General features: G+C 33.6%; 19 protein-coding genes. 10 read left to right on the top strand and 9 right to left on the bottom strand.

What is annotated here, in order from left to right; all coding sequences use genetic code 11:
* Window positions 1–236: 236 nt before the first annotated feature.
* Entirely contained in the window at window positions 237–902 is a 666-nt protein-coding gene (locus FNW52_RS16740; RefSeq protein WP_143378623.1) for a DUF4294 domain-containing protein, read from the bottom strand.
* Window positions 903–984: 82 nt separating this feature from the next.
* On the opposite strand from FNW52_RS16740, the gene FNW52_RS16735 reads away from it, so the two are divergent.
* The 4 genes from FNW52_RS16735 (at window position 985) to FNW52_RS16720 (ending at window position 5,362) form a co-directional block, all read left to right on the top strand.
* Complete coding sequence (locus tag FNW52_RS16735) at window positions 985–2,073, top strand: M42 family metallopeptidase (RefSeq protein WP_143378622.1); 1,089 nt, start codon at window positions 985–987, stop codon at window positions 2,071–2,073.
* Between the two features lie 268 nt (window positions 2,074–2,341).
* A complete protein-coding gene (locus FNW52_RS16730; RefSeq protein WP_143378621.1) occupies window positions 2,342–3,694 on the top strand; it encodes a cytochrome ubiquinol oxidase subunit I in 1,353 nt (450 codons plus the stop codon).
* 10 nt (window positions 3,695–3,704) lie between these two features.
* Window positions 3,705–4,742, top strand: coding sequence for a cytochrome d ubiquinol oxidase subunit II (cydB, locus tag FNW52_RS16725; RefSeq protein ID WP_143378620.1), 1,038 nt, complete (start codon window positions 3,705–3,707; stop codon window positions 4,740–4,742).
* A 23-nt stretch (window positions 4,743–4,765) separates the two neighbouring features.
* Window positions 4,766–5,362, top strand: a complete 597-nt coding sequence (locus tag FNW52_RS16720) for a DUF2238 domain-containing protein (RefSeq protein ID WP_143378619.1) — start codon at window positions 4,766–4,768, stop codon at window positions 5,360–5,362.
* Window positions 5,363–5,456: 94 nt separating this feature from the next.
* On the opposite strand, the gene FNW52_RS16715 is transcribed toward FNW52_RS16720, so the two are convergent.
* Entirely contained in the window at window positions 5,457–5,984 is a 528-nt protein-coding gene (locus FNW52_RS16715) for a hypothetical protein (protein ID WP_143378618.1), read from the bottom strand.
* Window positions 5,985–6,399: 415 nt separating this feature from the next.
* Here FNW52_RS16715 and FNW52_RS16710 point away from each other — a divergent pair, with 415 nt between their 5' ends.
* Window positions 6,400–6,942 carry an SRPBCC family protein gene (locus tag FNW52_RS16710; RefSeq protein ID WP_143378617.1) on the top strand — a complete coding sequence of 181 codons (543 nt, stop codon included), beginning with the start codon at window positions 6,400–6,402 and terminating at the stop codon, window positions 6,940–6,942.
* A 76-nt stretch (window positions 6,943–7,018) separates the two neighbouring features.
* On the opposite strand, the gene FNW52_RS16705 is transcribed toward FNW52_RS16710, so the two are convergent.
* The 6 genes from FNW52_RS16705 to FNW52_RS16680 all read right to left on the bottom strand — a co-directional run bounded on the left by FNW52_RS16705 (window position 7,019) and on the right by FNW52_RS16680 (window position 14,068).
* Window positions 7,019–7,393 (bottom strand): ankyrin repeat domain-containing protein, encoded by a 375-nt coding sequence (locus tag FNW52_RS16705; RefSeq protein WP_143378616.1) that lies wholly within the window; start codon window positions 7,391–7,393, stop codon window positions 7,019–7,021.
* 480 nt (window positions 7,394–7,873) lie between these two features.
* A complete protein-coding gene (locus tag FNW52_RS16700) occupies window positions 7,874–8,827 on the bottom strand; it encodes a phosphoribosylaminoimidazolesuccinocarboxamide synthase (protein ID WP_143378615.1) in 954 nt (317 codons plus the stop codon).
* Between the two features lie 286 nt (window positions 8,828–9,113).
* Window positions 9,114–11,462 (bottom strand): prolyl oligopeptidase family serine peptidase, encoded by a 2,349-nt coding sequence (locus FNW52_RS16695; protein ID WP_143378614.1) that lies wholly within the window; start codon window positions 11,460–11,462, stop codon window positions 9,114–9,116.
* Window positions 11,463–11,631: 169 nt separating this feature from the next.
* Window positions 11,632–12,453, bottom strand: a complete 822-nt coding sequence (locus tag FNW52_RS16690) for an HAD family hydrolase (RefSeq protein WP_143378613.1) — start codon at window positions 12,451–12,453, stop codon at window positions 11,632–11,634.
* A 244-nt stretch (window positions 12,454–12,697) separates the two neighbouring features.
* Window positions 12,698–13,648, bottom strand: coding sequence for a PhoH family protein (locus FNW52_RS16685; RefSeq protein ID WP_143378612.1), 951 nt, complete (start codon window positions 13,646–13,648; stop codon window positions 12,698–12,700).
* Between the two features lie 147 nt (window positions 13,649–13,795).
* On the bottom strand, window positions 13,796–14,068 hold the full coding sequence (locus FNW52_RS16680) for a hypothetical protein (protein WP_143378611.1): 273 nt from the start codon (window positions 14,066–14,068) through the stop codon (window positions 13,796–13,798).
* Between the two features lie 128 nt (window positions 14,069–14,196).
* On the opposite strand from FNW52_RS16680, the gene FNW52_RS16675 reads away from it, so the two are divergent.
* The 5 genes from FNW52_RS16675 (at window position 14,197) to dnaN (ending at window position 19,315) form a co-directional block, all read left to right on the top strand.
* On the top strand, window positions 14,197–15,027 hold the full coding sequence (locus FNW52_RS16675) for an S-adenosyl-l-methionine hydroxide adenosyltransferase family protein (protein WP_143378610.1): 831 nt from the start codon (window positions 14,197–14,199) through the stop codon (window positions 15,025–15,027).
* Window positions 15,028–15,308: 281 nt separating this feature from the next.
* Complete coding sequence (locus FNW52_RS16670) at window positions 15,309–15,605, top strand: putative quinol monooxygenase (RefSeq protein WP_143378609.1); 297 nt, start codon at window positions 15,309–15,311, stop codon at window positions 15,603–15,605.
* A gap of 73 nt (window positions 15,606–15,678) precedes the next feature.
* Entirely contained in the window at window positions 15,679–16,404 is a 726-nt protein-coding gene (gene gldF / locus FNW52_RS16665) for a gliding motility-associated ABC transporter permease subunit GldF (protein ID WP_143378608.1), read from the top strand.
* Window positions 16,404–18,089 (top strand): gliding motility-associated ABC transporter substrate-binding protein GldG, encoded by a 1,686-nt coding sequence (gene gldG / locus FNW52_RS16660; protein ID WP_143378607.1) that lies wholly within the window; start codon window positions 16,404–16,406, stop codon window positions 18,087–18,089. The genes gldF and gldG overlap by 1 nt, the downstream gene beginning before the upstream one ends.
* Before the next feature lie 107 nt (window positions 18,090–18,196).
* Window positions 18,197–19,315 (top strand): DNA polymerase III subunit beta, encoded by a 1,119-nt coding sequence (gene dnaN, locus FNW52_RS16655; protein ID WP_143378606.1) that lies wholly within the window; start codon window positions 18,197–18,199, stop codon window positions 19,313–19,315.
* A gap of 612 nt (window positions 19,316–19,927) precedes the next feature.
* On the opposite strand, the gene FNW52_RS16650 is transcribed toward dnaN, so the two are convergent.
* Window positions 19,928–21,700: a DNA mismatch repair protein gene (locus FNW52_RS16650; RefSeq protein WP_143378605.1), complete on the bottom strand. Its 1,773-nt coding sequence runs from the start codon at window positions 21,698–21,700 to the stop codon at window positions 19,928–19,930.
* Between the last annotated feature and the right edge of the window lie 9 nt (window positions 21,701–21,709).

Here is a 21,709-nt window from a genome sequence, read left to right as displayed (position 1 = left end):
CAAATTTTAAAAAGTGATTTTTTGTTAAATAATAGATGTAAAAGTAATTTTACTGCTAAATATATAACAAACCACTAATTATAATACTTAAAAAAAACAAAAACACAAACATTTCAGACTCCTCGAAAACAAAGTGCAATTACCCAGTAAATACTTACTATTACAGTTAGTTGTATAAAAAAAGCAATTATCCGTAGATAATTGCCTTTTTTTATACAAAAAATTCTAATTTGTCTTTATTTACTTTTTGCTTCCCAAGACTCTGATAACTTATCATAATCTATAGGATTTACAGGAGTTTGATTTCTTAAGCGACCCGACTCAAATGCTCTTACCAATATGGTTTCTATTAAATAATCCTCGTTGACATCGTACGGCTGATACTTCAGTTTTAAATTTATATCAAACATACTCGCTGCGGTATTAGACCAAAAGGCTTTCCAACCACTTTTAAGATTCTTTATTAAATCATAAGTTGATGTTCCTGTTTGCCTATCTATTAACTTTACTAGTATTTGTCCTTGTTTTTTGGAAAGTTTTTTCAGCCTGGCCTCAAACTCGTTGCTCAGGTAATCTTCGACTATTTTGAAGTATCTCTTTTTGTCCCTATTATTAGTGAATTTTTGCATTCCTCTATTTAATGCGGTCAATCTTTCGGCAGCTACTCTTGCATAGGGATACGTAATATACACTCTCTTTTGAAGTAATTGAAATTGTTTTTTATCATCTTCGCTCATTTTATGCCTCTCTATTATTATTTCGGGCAATTGTATTGTATCCCCTAAGATAGTGTCATTATCTGTCAACACATATCCCATTTGGACAGTGTCTTTTTTTATTTCTTGAGCTTGAATTGCAAATGATGCAAAAAGAAAGAATACTATAATTTTGAAAAGCTTCATATTCGAATAATTTTAGCACAAAATTATACATTATATATACAACTGTAAAGGCAAATTTATAATTTAGCAAAAAAATATTTTTATGAGTTCAGATTCAATATTAAAAGCAACATCTATTGCCTTTTTAGAAAAATACTTAAACAATGCCTCCCCTACTGGTTTTGAAGCCGAAGGTCAAAAAATATGGATGGATTATCTAAAACCTTATGTTGATACCTTTATTACGGATACCTACGGGACAGCTGTAGGGGTTATTAACCCAGACGCTCCTTATAAAGTTGTCATTGAGGGACATGCTGACGAAATCGCTTGGTATGTCAACTATATTACTGACGACGGAATGGTATATGTAATTCGAAACGGCGGTTCAGACCATCAAATTGCACCATCAAAACGTGTCAATATCCACACTAAAAATGGAATTGTAAAAGGTGTTTTTGGGTGGCCGGCCATACACACTCGAAACAGAGACAAGGAAGAAAACCCGAAAATTAGCAATATTTTTATTGATTTGGGTTGCGAAACCAAAGAAGAGGTAGAAAAAATGGGCGTTCATGTAGGATGTGTTATTACTTATCCTGACGAATTTATGATTATGAACGAAAACAAATTTGTTTGTCGTGCCATAGATAATCGAATGGGTGGTTTTATGATTGCCGAAGTGGCTCGTTTATTACACGAAAACAATATTAAGCTTCCGTTTGGATTGTACATTACCAACTCTGTTCAAGAAGAAGTAGGCCTGAGAGGTGCCGAAATGATTACCCAAACCATCAAACCAAATGTGGCTATCGTTACTGATGTTTGCCACGACTCTACAACTCCTATGATTGAAAAGAAAATTGAGGGAGATACAAAAATCGGAAAAGGTCCTGTGGTTACTTATGCTCCTGCAGTTCAAAACAACTTGAGAGAATTAATTTTGGACACTGCTATTGAAAAAAACATTCCGTTTCAGCGACTGGCTTCTTCTCGCGTTACCGGTACAGATACTGATGCGTTTGCCTACAGTAATGGCGGTGTAGCCTCGGCTTTGATCTCTCTACCGCTGCGATACATGCACACAACAGTTGAAATGGTTCACCGTGAGGATGTAGAAAACGTGATCAAATTGATTTATGAAACGCTACTAAAGATTGAAAACAACGAAACTTTTTCTTATTTCAAATAAAAAACGAAAAGCATCATTTTATAATGGTGCTTTTTTTTTGAAACTAATTTCTCATTTTTACTTTATAGGAATAAATAGTTTAAACGGAATAGTTTAAACTTAGATCCCTCATTATAAATGCACTATAATTCTATTCTGAAAAACACAAAACCTTACCAACTAATAATTAATACGTTAGAATTTGCTCTATTAAAATTCTTTTATAATGCCTCATTAGTCCCGTTTCTGTCGTAAATTTACGCATACTTTTAAATGAACAATTTTTATTATGGATGTTGAAATACTAGCCCGTATACAATTTGCTTTTACAATTGCCTTCCACTATATTTATCCACCACTGAGTATTGGTATTGGATTAATAATGGTAATCATGGAAGGACTTTACATTAAAACCGGAAATAAAGAGTACGAAATTTTGACCCGCTTTTGGATTAAAATATTCGCCTTAACTTTTGGAATAGGTGTTGCGACCGGAATTATAATGGAGTTCGAATTTGGAACCAATTGGGCGGTATATTCCCGTTATGTAGGTGATATTTTTGGAAGTGCATTAGCCGCCGAAGGATTATTTGCCTTTGGTTTAGAGAGTACTTTTCTTGGAGTATTACTTTTTGGATGGAATCGTGTCAAACCTTGGGTACATTTTATATCTACTTTAGGCGTATTTTTAGGTTCTATGTTCTCTGCCGTTTGGATTGTAGTTGCTAATTCCTGGCAACAAACACCCGCGGGTTATCATATCGTTGGTACAGGACTGAACGCTCGTGCCGAAGTGACAGATTTTTGGGTAATGGTCTTCAATCCATCAAGTGTAGATCGAATAATTCATACTTGGCAAGGTGCTATTTTAGCTGGAGCTTTTTTGGTTTTAAGTGTACACGCTTATTATATTAGAAAAGGACGTTATGTTCAAATATCTAAAAAAGCGTTCAAAATTGCTTTAGTTGTCGCGACCGTTTTTTCGCTTACCCAATTGCTTTCGGGTCACAGTACGGCAGATGGAGTTGCGGTTAATCAACCTGCAAAACTGGCTACAATGGAAGGTCATTTTCAAAAAGACAAACCCGCCGATTTATATTTTCTGGGCTGGGTAGATAAAGAAAAACAAAAAGTTACAGGTATTGGAATTCCAGGCGGACTGTCTTTCTTGTTGCATCAAGATTTTAATGCTCCCATAAAAGGATTAAACAATTTTCCAGTTGAAGACAGACCGAGTCAAATAAATGCGGTTTTCCAGTTTTATCATATCATGGTTGCCATAGGAATGGCATTAATCGGACTTACCTTATACGCCAGCTTTTTATGGTGGCGCGGAAGGTTATTTGAAACCAAATGGCTCTTGTGGATTTTCTCTTTTGCTGTCATTTTACCCCAAATTGCCAATCAAGTAGGATGGTTTACTGCCGAAATGGGAAGACAACCTTGGGTAGTTTATGGTCAGTTAAGAACCAGTAATGCTTTTTCTCAAGAAGTTGCTTCCAATCAAATCGTATTTTCATTGGTTATGTTTACTGTGGTTTATTCCCTATTGTTAGCCCTGTTTTTATACACGGTTAACAAAAAAATAAAACATGGTCCTTATGACGAGTCAAAAACAGCAGTAACATTCAAATCCTTTTAATCTTTATAGTATGGAAACTTTTTTAGGGATTGATTATCCTACGTTATGGTATTTAGTAATCGGATTATTGTTTTCGGGTTATGCAATTTTAGAAGGTTTTGATTTTGGGGCTGGCGCATGGCATTTGTTTTTAAGAAAAGATTTAAGCCGAAGGATTGCAATAAACGCAATCGCTCCCGTTTGGGATGCCAATCAAGTTTGGTTAATTATTGGTGGTGGAGCATTATTTGCAGGATTTCCAGTAATGTACGCTACCATGCTATCGGCAATGTATGTTCCTTTTATGCTTTTTTTGATGTTAAATGTGCTTCGAGCCGCTGCCATTAAATTTAGAAGTGTCGAAGAAATGGTATGGTGGAGAAGAAGTTGGGACGTTATTTACAGTGTTTCCAGTATCTCGATTGCTTTTTTATTGGGTGTTGTTTTGGCTAATATTTTGCAAGGCTTCGCTTTAGGACCTAATTTCAGTTATCAAGGAGGTGTGTTTTTTTCATTCTTAAATCCATACGCCTTAATGGTTGGGTTTACAACACTATCCATTTTTATGACTCAAGGTGCTATCTATCTTTTATTAAAAACCGAAGGAAGATTGCATGCTAGACTAACCTATTTGCTCAGAAATGGAATGATATTTTTCATCATAAGCTTCGGGATTACCACACTTTATACTTTAGTTTTCATTCCAGAAGTTACGGCGAATTTCAGGGCAAATCCGCTTTATTTTGTTGTTCCTGTAATCTCTTTTTTGGCTGTAGCCAATGTTCCCCGATTGGTTTCAAAAAAAAGATATATGCTAGCACTAGTATTTTCTTCCTTGACCATGGCTTTTTTGCTTATTCTTGTTGCTTTGCAATTGTATCCAACGCTTTTAATTTCTACAATTGATACTAAATATAGCGTTACTATATACAATGCGGCTTCTTCACAAAAATCATTAGGAATTATGCTCACTATTGTTGCCATTGGTGCTCCTTTATTAGCCGCTTATTTTTTCTTTTTGTACCGAACATTCAATGGAAAAGTACAACTTGATGATACTAGTTATTAAGACAAATAATCACACCCTGAAAAATGAAATATATCTACGCCTTATTACTGATATTTACTCTAACCTTACTTTGGACAATTACAAACCCTAAAGAAGTTTTTACTTGTTTCCTAGAAATTATTCCTGCAATAGTTGGGGTTTTAATCTTGGTATTGACTTTCAAAAAATTTCGATTTACCAATTTTACTTATACTTTGATTTTAATACATTGTATTATCCTCTTCATCGGAGGGCATTATACTTATGCCGAAGTTCCCGTGTTCGATTACATAAAAGACGTGTTTCATCAAAGTCGGAATAATTATGATAAGGTTGGTCATTTTGCTCAAGGTTTTATACCTGCCATGATTACACGAGAACTATTTATTCGGAAAAAAGTAATAGCTAACCAAAGCTTTTTCAACTTTATAATTGTATCCGTTTGTTTGGCAATCAGCGCCGCTTACGAATGGATTGAATGGGGTGTTTCTATTACTACAGGAAATGGCGGAGATGCCTTTCTAGGAACACAAGGATATGTTTGGGACACGCAATCGGATATGCTGTTTGCCACTATTGCAGCCATTACAGCTTTGTTGCTGTTTTCAAAAACACAAGACAAGCAACTTATAAAAATATAGCTCATTATGTTGCATAAAAAAAAGCATCATTATATCCTTATAATGGTGCTTTTTTATTGGTAACCTTTTACCCTCCAGATTAGTGAATTTGATGTTATTTCATTCCAACAAACTTTTTAGAATTAAATGCATTTATCATTATAGAATTGCTGTTGATCTTTTTAAAATCCAATAGACTTACTTCGTTGGTTTCTTTGCTTTCAATAATCATTTCAAGCTCTGCGATTTCATCTTCCATAGTTCTTTCTATATAAAGAGGATACACTTCATTTGAAACAGTATTCTCTACAATTAAATCGGATTGTACTATTATTTCTTTCATCGATTCTTCATAAGCCGTAAATTCTAAATCCTCTGAAGCTGTATTTTCTATTATTTTATCCTCTTCAGCAATGATTTCTTTCACTGTTTTAGGATTATAGGCAATAACGGTTTCAGGATTAAAAATCTCTGTATCTTCTTTCAAAGAAGGTTTTGTAACCGTTTCCGATTCATTTGACACTAAACCATAATCCGATAAAATACTTCCTTGATGAATTTGATTGTTAATAGCATTAGATGCATTACAAACATTAGTTAAAGATACTAATGCGATTCCTAAAATTAAAATTGATTTTTTCATGATGATTGCTTTTTGATTGTTGTTTTTTGATTTTGTTTGATTATTATACATTTGGAACATTAAAAACATATAATAATATCCTATACAAATATATAGCTAAAAGAAGGTATTATGTTTTACATAGTACTTAAATTTAACTCTATATTAACATTTACTGCAATTTTATTGACGTTTTTGATTCATTAAAAATAGACTTCTAACACAAAAAAGAAAGCTACATATAAAATGGAAGCGATGAATAAGAACATAAGGAGGGAATTTAAATTACTCCATGACTAAACCAGACATAATCTCTCGTGATAGACCTCGATGAAAACATATAATTTGAATAAATTTTTATACCTTTATGTAGAAACTTAAATTTGATTTGAAGAATACATAAATTTAATTAATTATAAACTCTAAAATTAAAACTATGAAAGTTGTCAAAAAAATCTTGTTTGGCTTGTTAGCAATCATTGCTTTCTTATTACTAATCGCTCTATTTTTACCAAAAAAATATGCTATCGAAAGAGAAATCATTATAGATTCGCCCAAAGACAGTGTTTTTACCTATATTAAATATTTAAAAAATCAAGATGATTTTAGTGTTTGGGCAAAAATAGATCCCGCAATGAAAAAAAAATTCTCTGGAACAGATGGAACTGTTGGAGCAATTTCGGCTTGGGAAAGCAAGGATAAAAATGTGGGAATCGGCGAACAAGAGATTATCAAAATAAACGAGGGAGAACGAATCGATTTTGAACTCCGTTTTAAAGTTCCCTTTGAGTCAACAGACAATGCTTTCATGATAACAAAAAGTATTTCCTCTAATCAAACAAAAGTGATATGGGGATTTAATGGCAATATGCCCTACCCTATGAATTTGATGTTACCCGTCATGAACATGGAGGAAATGCTCGGTAAAGATCTAGAAATTGGACTTGAAAACCTGAAATTAAATTTAGAGAATAAGTAATTGTAGAAAACACAAAAACCATAACGCATAAAAAAAGGCATCATTTGTAGAAATGATGCCTTTTAAATTTTTTCGATTATTTTAATATTAGAATCGCCTCCTTTGCATTGGATAATTCGGCATATTTTAATGCAGTAAATCCATTTTCATCTTTGTCATTAAGATGTGCACCTTTTGAAATTAAAAATTTAATGATCTCCACTTTGTTGTAACGAGCTGCTGTCATTAATGGACTCATACCGTTTGATTTTTCATTTACGTCAGCACCATACTCAATAAACTTTTTTACTATCTCAATATCTCCCTTACTTATAGCAACACTTAATGGCGTTGTGCCATCATAGAATTCGACTATGTTTTTGTTATTGGAAAATGAATTTAAATTTGATGCAAACGAAACATTTGCAAAAGATACTAAAGCTACTCCTAGATAAACGATTGATTTTTTCATAATGATTGATTTTTGATTGATTATATTTAATTAAATGTTCCTGATTTGATTGACACTTTAAACGGCTAGAAATAATTAGCTGTGCAAATATAGTGTTAAAAAAGGTACTATGTTTAAAAAAGTACTTAATTTAATGTTTTGTTAACTTTTAACTCCATTTTACTGACAAAAGAACCTTTAATTAAACGAATTGTTACCGAAATCTTTTTAGTTTTCAAAACAAAAGTTTAAAATCAAACTCTTTTAATTAAATAGACTCCAGAGTCAACATTATGTAACAGTATTAACAAAACTTTAACCAGTATAAAATAATTCATTAAAAAGGCTTTTAGCAAATTTCATCAAAGCCAAAACAACTAAGCTATCGCAAAAAAATCAATTAAATTCATCTCTTTTTAACTCGCAAAACTTGATTAAAAAAAATCCGCAATTCAGAATTGAATTGCGGATTTTTAACCATAAATAATTGTGTTTTTTTTATTATCTCTTAGCCAAATAAGCCAAAACATTTTTCTCAATACGTTCATTAATATTCGAGATATCCGCTTTCACGAACTCTTCTCCAAGAATTTTTTCGTATAATTCTATATATCTATCCGAAACTGTTTCGATATATTCATCGGTCATCTCTGGAATTTGTTGCCCTTCTAGACCTTGAAATCCATTTTGAATCAACCAACGTCTCACGAATTCTTTAGACAATTGTTTTTGTTCTTCGCCGTTGTCTTGTCTGTCTTGATATCCTTCTGAATAAAAATAACGAGAAGAATCTGGAGTATGAATTTCATCTATCAATACAATAACACCATCTTTGGTTTTTCCAAATTCGTATTTGGTATCCACCAAAATCAAACCACGACTGGCTGCTATTTCAGTTCCTCTTTGAAATAAAGCACGTGTGTATTTTTCTAAAACCAAATAATCTTCCTCGGTAACGATTCCGTTGGCTAGAATAGCTTCTCTAGAAATATCTGCATCGTGTTCCCCATTATCGGCTTTGGTAGTTGGCGTAATAATTGGTTCCGGGAATTTATCGTTTTCTTTCAATCCCTCAGCCATTGTTACTCCACAAATTTGTCTTTTGCCAAGAGCATATTCACGTGCGGCATGACCTGAAAGATATCCACGAATTACCATTTCAACTTTGAAAGGCTCACACAAATGACCAACAGCAACACTTGGATCTGGAGTAGCAATTAACCAATTAGGAACAATATCCTGAGTCAATTCCATGAATTTTGTGGCAATTTGATTCAAAATCTGCCCTTTGTATGGAATACCTTTTGGCAAAACCACATCAAAAGCCGAAAGCCTATCTGTAGCAATCATCACAAGTAGATCGTCATTGATATTATAAACTTCTCTCACTTTTCCGCGATACACTGATTTTTGATTCGGAAAATTAAAATTGGTAGTGGTAATTGTATTGCTCATTTGTAGTTGTTGTTGTATTGTTGTTGTTTTGGCAAAAATAGGTTGTTTAAAAGAGATACACAAAAATGTAGAAACATTATTCAGCTTGAAAAATGCAATATCATCTAGTGAGCGCAAACACCTTCATCATTATTCAACACGAATTCCACGAATTAGCACTAATTTTATTAATTTTAAAAATTAAATTACACGAATTCAAAGGATTTGTGTAATTTAAAAGGTAATTATTCGTGTGAATTTGTGTAATTCGTGTTTAACTTTTTTTAAAGTCGTTTGCTCTAAATATCTAGTTTTTAAGAAGCGTGGTATTAAATAAATTTAATATTCTGCTGTATTCGTCAACCCAAGAATATGTTTCTTTAAACCCGTGGGCTTCTACTGGATAAGAAGAAAGACTCCAATTTTTCTTTCCCAATTCAATAAAACGCTGTGACAAACGAACAATATCTTTGTATTCCACATTATCATCTACCATTCCGTGTAGCATCAACAAATTTCCTTGTAAATTATCTGCAAAATAGATTGGAGAACTCTTTTTATAGGCAATTGGATCGGTTTCTGGAAAATTAAGAATATTTGAGGTATAGCCATGATTGTAATGTGCCCAATCGGTAACAGATCGTAAAGCTGCTCCCGAAGCAAATTCTTTAGGAGCTGTAAGCATAGCCATCAAAGTAATAAACCCACCATAAGAGCCACCATAAATTCCAACTTTACTGGCATCTATACCCAGATTTTTGACTAGATAATTTTTTCCATCTATTTGATCCGTCAAATCCTTACCGCCCATAAAACGATATATTCCAGTTCGAAAATGGCTGCCATATCCGTCACTTCCTCTGTAATCAATATCTAATATGGTGTAACCCAAATCAGTCAACAAATTATGAAACATATATTCTCTGTGGTAATTACTCCAATAATTATGAGCATTTTGAAGATAACCTGCACCATGAACAAAAATAATTGCCGCTTTATTACTCTTTTCCGATTGCGGTTTATACAATCTGGCATATACTGATGTTCCGTCTTGAGCCTGAAATGTAATCACATCTGGAGCGCGCCATTGGTATTTTTTAAATGCTTCTTTTGTCGAAAAAGTTATTTGGTGGAGTGTTGTGTTATTTTTGTTTTCGGCATAATACAATTCCCAAGGTTTGTTTTTAAAGGAGTAACGAACCAATAAAGTACTTTCATCCGGAGATAAACTTACTTCATGAGCACCATCGTTTGTTAGAATGGGTTGCAAAATACCATCACTAATCGATAATTTATAAAAATTCCTATTACCAGGATGAGTTGTATTTGTTGTCAAATAAAACGTTTTCTTATCTTTTGATACGTTTACATCTCGCACTTCCCAATTGCCTTTGGTAAGTTGAGTTTTCTTTTTGTTTCTAATATTATAAGTGTACAAATGAGAATACCCCGTTTCTTCTGATTGAAAATAAATAGTTTCATTATCAGCAAGAAAACCAATTGTACCCGAATCAAAACCATCAGAAGGAATGCCAGGACCGCCAATCCAAGCCTCATCATGTTGATACTCTATTTCTTCGAAAGTGTTTTTTTCTAAATTAAGTTTCACCAACCATCTGTCCTTATTATCCTGACTTCTAATTTCTGCTACAGCAAAAGTTCCGTCCTGATTGTAGATCGGTTCTTGAATCACAACTAATTTATCTGTTTTTTTATCGCTCTTTAAATTTTCATACAAACCGTAATATTTAGGTACATCCTGAATATGACTCAATGATGAAAAGTTCATATAATAAACAGAATCCTTAGCAACCGAATAGATTCCAAATTTCGTAGGTACCAAATTTTTTACTGATACTTTCTCTTTAGTATCTGGAGTTTGATTATAACCATCTTTTGTTATAAAAGTCTCCATTTTTTCACTCTGAACGTCAACTTTGTCGGTCAATCTAAATGTTGCGAAGTTCCCTTGCGGATTTATATTTAAATTTTCAAAGATGCTTTTGTCATAGAAATATGATTTAGGAAAATCAGACTTAATATCCATTGTTTTTGCAGTATTCCATTTCTTTTTCGCCTCTTGGTCACGAATAAATTGAAACAATTCTTTTTGTTGGCTCTTTAAGAAAGATTCTTTTTCAGTTTCAGATTCTGCTTCTTTGCCTTCCTTAAAATTAGTAAGTTGCAGTATTGTTCCCTCTTTGGTATTGTATTTTAAAAGATTCCCGTTTTGTTCAAAGAAAAGTACTCCACTCTCAAAAGCCAATTTCAAATTTGAAATTGCGTTGGTTTGTTGCAAAAGTTTTTTTGCTGTTTTATTCTTAACAGAATACGAATACAAAGCTCCATTTTCAATATAATACCCTAAATCCGAACTTGGATTTCTTTTTAAATTTATTCTTGAAAAAGCCACTTCTTTTGCCGAAGCTAATTGTGGGGCTGCCATTCCTTTCTCCCAATAATAGGTGCTTTTATCAATATCGTCATTAGGATTCCATTCAAAATAGATTTTTTTTCCATCTATCGACCAATGCCCATTCGTAGGCTGTACCCCTACAAATGATTCGCCTTTCATGATTTCTTCTAATTTTAAACTCTGACTTTGGCTATCAATTCCGTAAACCAAACAAATCAAAACAACTATTTTCTTAAACATCTTTTATATTTTAATTCTGCTAAAATACAGAAAAAAAACATTCTTATTCTCCCCTATTTTTCCATTGGTAAAAGAGAGAATAAGAATACTATTTAATGCAATAAAATTTTGATCAAATGGAAAACACAAATCCTTCGACAGATCCGATTAACCTTTCACATTCAAGTCATTATACTTTACTCGTCAACACTAATTTATTTGATAAATACTTGGCAACTCCATCTTCATTGTTCGTTGAAATAATATTTAGATGAGGTAATTTACATTTTAAATTTTCTGGGGCATTCCCCATAATTAATCCAATTCCAGCTGCATCCAACATTCTTTCATCATTAAAACCATCACCAAAAAAAACGGTTTCTTGAAAAGAATACCCTTCAATGGCTAGAATTTTGGCAATCGCCACACTTTTATCAACCGATTTGTCCATAAATTCTAAACAAATAGGCAAACTAAAGGCATGACTAAATTCCTCTGAATGATCCTCCAGAATTCTATTCTTTAATTCGACTAATTTTTCGTGATTGTCATGAGTGAAAAATAATTTTATAGCACTAAAATCTTCTAAGTCATCAAAGTCAACTACCACTGGTGGATATTTTAAATTTTTCTGAAAGCTATTGATTTTTTTATTGATTTTTGAGGTTTGCCAAACTTCTTCTTTAAATAGTACCGTAGTGATTTCGGGATCTATATCTAATGACAAAATTGATTTGATTGCGTCACTTTTTATATCAAAGGAATACAAAAGCTCTTTATTTGGGGAATGAATTCTTGCGCCATTCGAAGTTACTAAATAAATAGGAAACCCCAAATGTTCTACAATAGACATTGCATCAATATGATGGCGTCCTGTAGCAACAATAATTAAATAATTTTGACAGTGTAGTTCTTGAAATACCGATTTGGTATAATCGGATATGCTATGATCTGAATTAAGCAATGTTCCGTCTAAATCGCTTATTATTACTTTAATTTTTTGTTTCAACATCTTGTATTCAATTTTGTTTGTGACATTTTCAAATTTATTGCATTTCAACAAGATACCCAAGAAGTTTCAAGTATATAAGATGGTTTTAACGTAATTATAGGGTTATGTTAACTTTCGTTAATAAAAGAGATAGATATTGAACATTTTTTATTTAAAATAAAAAAAGGAGAAACATCGCAATTGAGTTTCTCCTTTTTTTTAATATGAATTTCGACTTTTTTAAGTAATTACATTTTGCTGCTTATTAGTCATTATTTTCAATTTGCTTGTAAGCATCTATAACTTTTTTAACCAAGCGATGACGTACAATATCTCTATCATCCAGATAAATAATTCCAATTCCATCAACATCTTTTAAAACTAATATAGCTTCTTTGAGACCTGAAATCGTTCTTCTAGGCAAATCGACCTGCCCCGGATCGCCCGTTATCATAAACTTAGCGCTTTTACCCATACGCGTCAAAAACATTTTCATTTGAGAATGCGTTGTATTTTGGGCTTCATCCAAAATTACAAAGGCATGATCTAGGGTTCTTCCTCGCATAAAAGCTAAAGGCGCAATTTGAATAATTCCTTTTAGAATATAATCTTCCAATTTCTCATTGGGCAACATGTCCCGCAAGGCATCATACAAGGGTTGCATATATGGATCTAGTTTTTCCTTCATATCTCCCGGAAGAAAACCTAGATTTTCTCCAGCTTCTACAGCAGGACGAGTCAGAATGATACGTTTGACTTGTTTTTCTTTTAATGCTTTTACGGCCATAGCAACACCCGTATAAGTTTTTCCCGTACCTGCAGGACCAACGGCAAAGACCATATCATTTTTGGCCATAGTATCAACCAACAATTGCTGATTGGGAGTCATGGGTTTAATGATTTTTCCGCCTACGCCATGAACCAAAATTTTATCATGTCCGTAAGTTTTGCTCTCGTCTTGGGAATCGCTTAGAATAACGCGTTCGATTACATTATCATCAATCGTATTGTATCGTGTAAAATGCAACATCAATCGTTGAAAACGTTTTTCGAATTCGTCTAAAACCTCTTTGTCGCCAAACGCCTTAAGCGTTGTTCCTCTGGCAACAATTTTCAATTTTGGATAGTACTTTTTTATGGACTCAAGATGAGTGTCTTGAGCGCCCCAAAAATCTTTAGGAGCAATGTCGATGAGCTCAATGATTCTTTCGTTCAAAATAAGAAGTTTTTAAGTTAATTAATTTAGATAAAAATCAATTTTAATATTTACGCTGTGTGCCTTTACACCACAGTTTTTAATTCAAATGCGGTAAATAATACTAAAAAACATCTTTCTAGAAACGTGGCTTTTCTAGTTTTAAAATTATACGTTGGCTAACAATTTTTTCAACATCGATTCATTTAGTAAATCGGAAACTTTAATGGTTAAGACATCACACAGATTGTCTTTACAAGTTGATAACAACTCTTTTTTGTTTGGTTCTTGAACTTTTTCAGCTTCAATGTTTTCTTCTTTAAGTTCATTTACTTTGTTAGAAAAATCCTCATTATTTATTTTTGGGTTAGGCAAGGCCTTCTGACTAAATGAATGCAGACTACAAAAGAAAAGAAATAAAATAAAAATAAACTTTGACATACATTTTGTTTTTAATTCAAATAAAAATCTATACAAATTAAGGCTAAAATACTTTAGCTTTGCATTTCTCAAATTTAGTAAAAATTAAGTTTCAGTTGCGATAATACTCAATAGTTATAAACAATTTTATGTCAATAATTACCCTCACCACCGATTACGGCTTGAAAGACCACTTTGTAGGTGCCTTGAAAGGGAAACTATTATCGGAGTATTCTGAGGCATCTATTGTTGATATTTCACACGACATTGACCCATTCAACACAGCAGAAGCAAGTTACATTATTTCGGCCTCTTATGCAAGTTTTCCAAAAGGAACTGTTCATATTATAGGAGTTGATTTAGAATCCAATAAAGAAAACCAACATATTGCCATGCAATGGAACGATCATTTCTTTATTGCCGCCGATAATGGCATTTTGAGTATGCTTACGCAAAAGATTATTCCGCAAAAAATAGTCGCAATAACCATCCATGACCGGCTCCATAGCGATGCTTCCGACTTGGATGTTTTTGTAAAAGTAGCTTGCCATATTGCAAAAGGCGGTGTCCTTAATGTAATAGGTAAAGAAATCAATATTTTGAAACAAGTAACCGATTTACAAGTTTCGCTTTCGGATGATGGAAATCTATTAAAAGGGAATGTGATTTATATTGACCATTTTGGAAATGTGGTTACCAATATTTCAAAAAAACAATTTTTAGAATGTGTCAAAGGAAGGTCCTTTGAAATTGTATTCAAAAATAAGCTCATAAAAACTATTTTGCCCTATTATTCAGCCATCGCCAGTTCTGACAAATATCCTATAAAGTATTACGAAGGCGAAAAATTGGCTATTTTCAACGAAGCCGGTTTTCTTGAAATTGCCATTTTTAGAAGTAATCCTTTAACTGTAGGTTCGGCTAGTACTTTATTAGGACTTAACTATAGAGATGTGGTTTCAATACGGTTTAAAAATTAAAGATTTTTGATTGTAGATTAACGATTTTTGATTTAAGATTTAGGAAAAGAGAAGAGAGAAAAGAACATAGAATATAGATTTTAGTCCCGATAGATTCGGGAGTAAATTCTAGAATATCGGTTATCAACAAAATAAAACTTAGCAGATGAAAGAAACTATAAAAATGAATAATGAAATTTTAAAACAAAACTATATTTCCTTAAATAAAAACCAAGAGAATATATCGTTAGTAACATCAAAAATCTAAAATCAGAATTCTAAAATCTAAAATCAGCAATCAAATGTTTGTACGAATAGTAAAATTGAGTTTTCACGAGGAAAATATTTCTGCTTTTTTGGAAAACTTCGAATTAATGAAAGATAAAATCCGAAATGCCCCCGGGAATCGATTCCTGGAACTGTATCAGGATAAAAACAACAAAAGCATTTTCTTTACCTATAGTTATTGGGAAACCGAAATGGATTTAGAAAATTATCGAAACTCAGAGCTATTTAATACCGTTTGGACATTTACCAAACAATTATTCAATGCAAAACCGGAAGCTTGGAGCGTAGATAAGTTGGTTTCTTTAGCGTAATTTTTTTTAGTATCAAAATAGATCCTTTTAACAACGAATCCTTTAAACTTTTAAACAAAAAAATAAATAACTAATGAAGTCAATCGTATTACGAGAAATAAAATCCTTTTTTGGTTCTCCAATCGGATATTTGGTAATTGCCCTTTTCTTAATTGGAAATGGCTTATTCCTTTGGGTTTTTGAAGGAGAATATAACATTTTGAACACTGGTTTTGCCGATTTAACGCCGTTTTTTACCTTGGCTCCTTGGATATTAATCTTCCTGATTCCTGCAGTAACCATGCGTAGTTTTTCGGATGAGAAAAAACAAGGCACACTCGAATTATTGCTCACAAAACCCATTAGTCTTTGGGAAATTGTAAACGGAAAATTCTTGGGCGCTTTTCTATTAATCGTAATGGCTATCATCCCGACTTTTATTTATGTAGAAGTGATTTGGAATTTGGGTTCACCCGAAGGAAATCTCGATTTAGGAAGTACTTTAGGATCCTATTTCGGACTGTTGTTCTTAATTGCTGCTTATTCTGCTATTGGTATTTTTACTTCTTCGATTTCCGAAAATCAGATTGTTTCGTTCATCATTGCTGTTTTTCTGTGCTTCTTTTTCTATTTTGGATTTCAAGGATTGGCAACTATTTTGCCTAGCTTCTCTTCTTTTATTTCTTATTTCGGAATGCAAGATCATTACAAAAGTATGAGTCGAGGCGTTATAGACACACGAGATGTAATCTATTTTATTAGTGTTGCCGTTTTGTTCCTTTCTTTCACAGTCTTTAATTTAAAATCTATTAAATCGTAATGAGAGCATTCCATATAAAAAACGCCAAATCATTATTGATTACTGTTGCAGCAGTTTTACTCCTAAACATCATTAGCAATTTCTTTTTTCATCGTTTTGATTTAACCCAAGACCATCGCTATACCCTATCCCCTACTACTTTAAAGATTCTTAAAGACGTGCAGCATCCTTTGTCCATAAAAGTGTATTTGCAAGGAGAATTACCAGCAGAATTCAAGCGATTGCAACAAGAATCCAAACAACTTCTGGAAGAATTTCAAGCGTATAATTCTAACATTATCATCGAATTTGTAGATCCATTGGAAAACAAAGACGAGAGTATGGATAAAATTAAAGAGCTGTATCAAAAAGGGCTTACACCAATAAACATTACTGTTGACGACAAAGGAAAGCAGTCTCAATCGATGGTTTTCCCTTGGGCAATTGCCGTTTACAACAATAAAGAAGTCAATATCCCACTGTTGAAAAACATTATGGGGGCTTCTACCACTCAAAAAGTGATTGGTTCTGTACAACATCTTGAATATTCTATTTCGGATGGAATCAATAAAATTTCAAAAGACAAACAAAAGAAAGTCGCCATCATAAAAGGGAACGGAGAACTTGAAGAACAACACATTGCCAAATTCCTGATGCAAGTACGCGAAAGTTATTTCATTGGACCATTTACGTTGGATTCAGTTGCCAAAAATCCAAAAAAAACATTAAAGGATTTACAAGATTATGATTTGGCAATTATTGCTAAGCCAACCGAAGCTTTTAGCGATGAAGAGAAATTGGTACTAGATCAATTCGTCATCAATGGCGGAAAAACCCTTTGGTTAATCGATCAAGTCAATGCCGAAATGGACAGTCTTTATAATCCATCTGGGTCAACATTGGCTTTCCCAAAAGACTTAAATCTAAACGATATGTTCTTCAAATATGGCGTACGTATCAATCCCGACTTGGTCAAAGATGAGCAAGGAAGTCCAATAAAACTAGCAAGTGGAGCGCAAGGAAGCAGCACACAATATCAGGATTTCAACTGGAAATTTGCACCGCAAGTCTATCCAATAAGTAAACACCCTATTGTAAAAAATCTAGGCGGAATCAAATTTGATTTTGCCAATGCCATGGACACTTTGAAAAACGGAATTAGGAAAACGGTGCTATTACAATCTTCTCTATATTCCAAAAAAGTTGGTACTCCTGTAGAAATCAGCTTGAATATGGTTTCCGAACAAACTTCTCCAGCAGAATACGGCAATAAAGGAAATATTCCGTTGGCAGTTTTACTGGAAGGTTCTTTTCATTCGATGTTTGAGAACCGTGTTTTACCTTTTGAGGAAAAATCATTCCTAGCCAAAGGAAATGAGAGTAAAATGATCGTAATTTCGGATGGGGACATTATAAAAAACCAATTGGATAAAAATGGACAACCCGTAGAATTGGGTTATGACCAACGCTCAGGTAATTTATATGACAACAAAGATTTTATGATGAATTGCGTCAATTACCTACTAGATGACACTGGACTTATTAACATTCGAAGCAAGGATCTTGATTTGCCATTATTGGACAGAGAGAAAGTATATGAGAACTATACCTTTACACAGTTCCTAACTATCGGGCTTCCAATTCTAATTTTGTTCCTATTTGGCATAGTATTTACATTCCTTAGAAAAAGAAAGTATGGTAAATAGATGTTAATAAAAAAGTTGGTTTTCTAGAATAGTTTACAATATATTTGTAAAGTGTATTCTAAATTTTAATTCAGAAAAAGCACACCATTAAAAACAAAATAATAGAGATGAAATTTATAGTATCGAGTTCGTACTTATTAAAACAATTGCAAGTTTTAGGTAGCGTTATCAACAATAACAATACTTTGCCTATTTTGGATAACTTCTTATTTGAATTAGATAATAACGAATTAACTGTTTCGGCATCCGATTTGGAGACTACTATGTCTGCTACATTGGCTATCGACTCAACCAGTAAAGGGAGTGTTGCAGTACCTGCAAAATTATTATTGGAAATCCTTAAAACCTTTCCAGAACAACCCTTAACTTTTACAGTTGAAGAAAACAGCACTATAGAAATTAGTTCTAATTCAGGGAAATATGCTTTGGCATATGCTCCGGGGGAAGAATTCCCGAAATCAGTAAACTTAGACGAACCATCAGTAACGCTAGTCCCTGCAGATGTTTTGGCAACAGCCATAAGCAAAACCATCTTCGCAGCAGGAAACGACGATTTACGTCCGGTAATGTCAGGGGTTTTCTTCCAGTTTTCTCCAGAAGGTTTGATTTTTGTGGCAACAGATGCTCACAAATTGGTAAAATACGCACGCTCTGATGTAAAAGCATCACAAGTAGCTGAGTTTATTATGCCAAAAAAACCTTTGACCATTTTAAAAAGTATCTTAGGTACCTCTGATGCTGAAGTAAAAATAGAATACAACGATTCGAATGCAACTTTCTCTTTTGACAACTACATTTTATTGTGTCGTTTAATCGATGGGAAATACCCGAATTACGAAGCGGTTATCCCAAAAGAAAATCCAAACAAATTAATGATGGATCGTTCTCAATTCTTAAGTTCAGTACGTCGTGTTGCGATTTTCTCTAACAAAACAACGCACCAAATTCGTTTGAAAGTTGCCGGAGCCGAATTAAACATTTCTGCCGAAGATATCGACTACTCCAACAAAGCTGAAGAAAGATTGACTTGTGATTACCAAGGAGACGATATGCAAATAGGTTTCAACTCTCGTTTCTTAACCGAAATGTTGAACAACCTACAATCGGACATGATTATGCTCGAAATGTCATTACCCAACAGAGCCGGAATTCTAACTCCAATAGATGGACTGGAAGAAGGCGAAACCGTAACCATGCTTGTGATGCCTGTAATGCTAAACAGCTAGTTACCTCAAAATACTAAACTAACCAAAACCATTTTTTATATTTAAAAAAACCGAAATTCCTAACCAGAATTTTGGTTTTTTTTTGTCCTCATACTTTGTCCTCACCGGAGAGGGAGCTAAGCAGTGTACGTATTTAAATTATTAAAAACCATTTGGGCGTAACCCCCGCTAGAAAAAAGGGCTAGTTACTTTGTCGTCATTGCCCTTTTTCCTTTCGGTGGTCGTGCTATCCGCGCTACTTCGGTAGCTAGCTTCTATCACTTACGCGAGCTACGTCATTGCGAGGTAAATTCTTTTATCAAAAAAGCAATATAGAATAACCGTTCAAGTAGTCTGATATTACTCAATACCTATGCCCGATATTGTCATCTCGACGAAGGAGAGATCTCCGTTGCTAGATCGACAAAGATTGATGCTTTTGTCTGCGGAGTTTCTTGCGGGGATGCTTCCTTCGTCAGCATGACAAGTTTGCGGATCGTAGGGATGTTAAAAAAGGACGAAGCGATCCATATCGCATATCGATTCCAATTGATTTATGTTGCTTACCTATGCTAGTGAGATTCCTTCGTTCCTTGTAAAGACTAACTGTAACTAAAAAAACTGACCACTCCCCTAAATAACTCCCATTTTTTTCATCAAGAAAGTGGCACTTTTGTTTTTGCAAATACCGTCGCGGAGAGTGTAATCAAAATGCAATTCATCGTTGCTAATTTCGACTTCAAAGCATTTGTTGGTTAGAATATTTGGGTATTCATTGGTGGTTAAGCAAACTTCTATGTCGTGTGTGGCGATGGCTCCAATGGCTTTTTTACAAATTACTTTTTTGACCACTTCAATCGTTCCATTGCGTTTATCATCAGAGTTGGTACCTCTTAGAATTTCGTCCAAAAGGACAAAGGCGGGATTTTCTTCTAATTCGTCCATGATTTGTTTTAAACGTTTGATTTCGGCAAAGAAATAAGACTCACTGTCGGATAACGAATCCGAAAGTCGCATAGAGACTAAAACAGACAAAGGATGCACATTGGCCTGGGTCGCGCAAACGGGAGAACCCATTCCCGAAAGTACCATATTGATTCCTAAACTACGCAAGAAAGTACTTTTACCAGACATATTCGAGCCTGTCAAAATCATAAATGATTGTGGCTGAAACTGAACCTCATTCCCTACTCTAGTGGCTGGGTTCAATAAAGGATGACTTAAGTTGGAGAAATCAATTTCGAAATTAGAATTCAATGTTGGATATACAAAATCTGGGTTGTTATAAGAGAAATTGGCTAAACTGTTGAGCATTTCGAATTCGCCAATCACATCCAACCATTCTTCTAATACAATGGCATGTTGTTTTTTCCAAGCAATCAGCGATTTCAAGACATGCAGATTAAAAAGAAAAGTTCCATTAAACAATAAGCCCGTCACAAAATTACCGATACTGTCCATCTTAGAAAACAACTCGGCCAATTGCTGAAGATGTAAACTTGCTTTATGATTTTGAAAGTGTAGTTTTTGCTGTAAAGCGATTAGTTTTTCGGACTGGAAAGTTTCATTTTCTATTTTTTGAACCAATAAACTGTATTGACTGATAATTACATTGATGTTATCGGCTTGCGCAATTTCCATTTTGATTCGTTTTAGGAAATTACCTAAAATCATCAAATTAAAAACAAACAAAAACGACAAACAGGAGAGAAAAACAGTGTTTGAGGTTATTAAATACCCTAAAAAACAACCTAAAAACAGTGCAGGAAACAAATAAGAAATGAACACAGCTCCTTTAGACCAAGGCTTACTGTTAAAGACACTCCATTGCAGCAGTGTTTTATAAAGCGTTTCATTGTCCTGCCCTACTTTGGCGAAAGCCAAAAACTCCTGACGCCAATTTAATTTTTCTTTTAATTCCTGTACTGCTTGATGGTTTTTTAGTATTTCATCATTCGGTAAAAGCGTTAATAACTGTTTGGCCAAAATCTTTTTACCAATAAAAGTGGCGGTTCTATTTAGGTTTTGAAACAAGGAATGTTCCCCGAAAATATCCAAGTCATAGGCGTACGGATGATGAAAATCATTGAATTCGACTCCATTTTCAAAAGGAATTGATTTTCGCTCTAAATAAGTTATTTCATTATTATTGATATCAACCAATGCGCTTTTTATCTTTTTCTGAAACGACAGTTTAGAATGGATTCGCATTAAAAAAAGAAAACTAGCGAATAGTATAATTGCCATTACGACAAATACTGATTCGCTAGTTTTTATGTAGTAAAATAAGCTTCCTAAAAAAAGTAAAATACTAATGAACCTAAGAAAACTAATGCTATTGTATTTTGTATTGATTGCCTTTAACTCCTCTGAATAGTTTTTGCTATTGCTTTTATATATTTCCATCTTTTGTTT

The sequence above is a fragment of the Flavobacterium sp. ZT3R18 genome, from assembly GCF_007097385.1.
GTDB lineage: Bacteria > Bacteroidota > Bacteroidia > Flavobacteriales > Flavobacteriaceae > Flavobacterium.
Note: the sequence above shows the minus strand (reverse complement) of the source record. Positions and strands in the feature narration are given on the sequence as shown.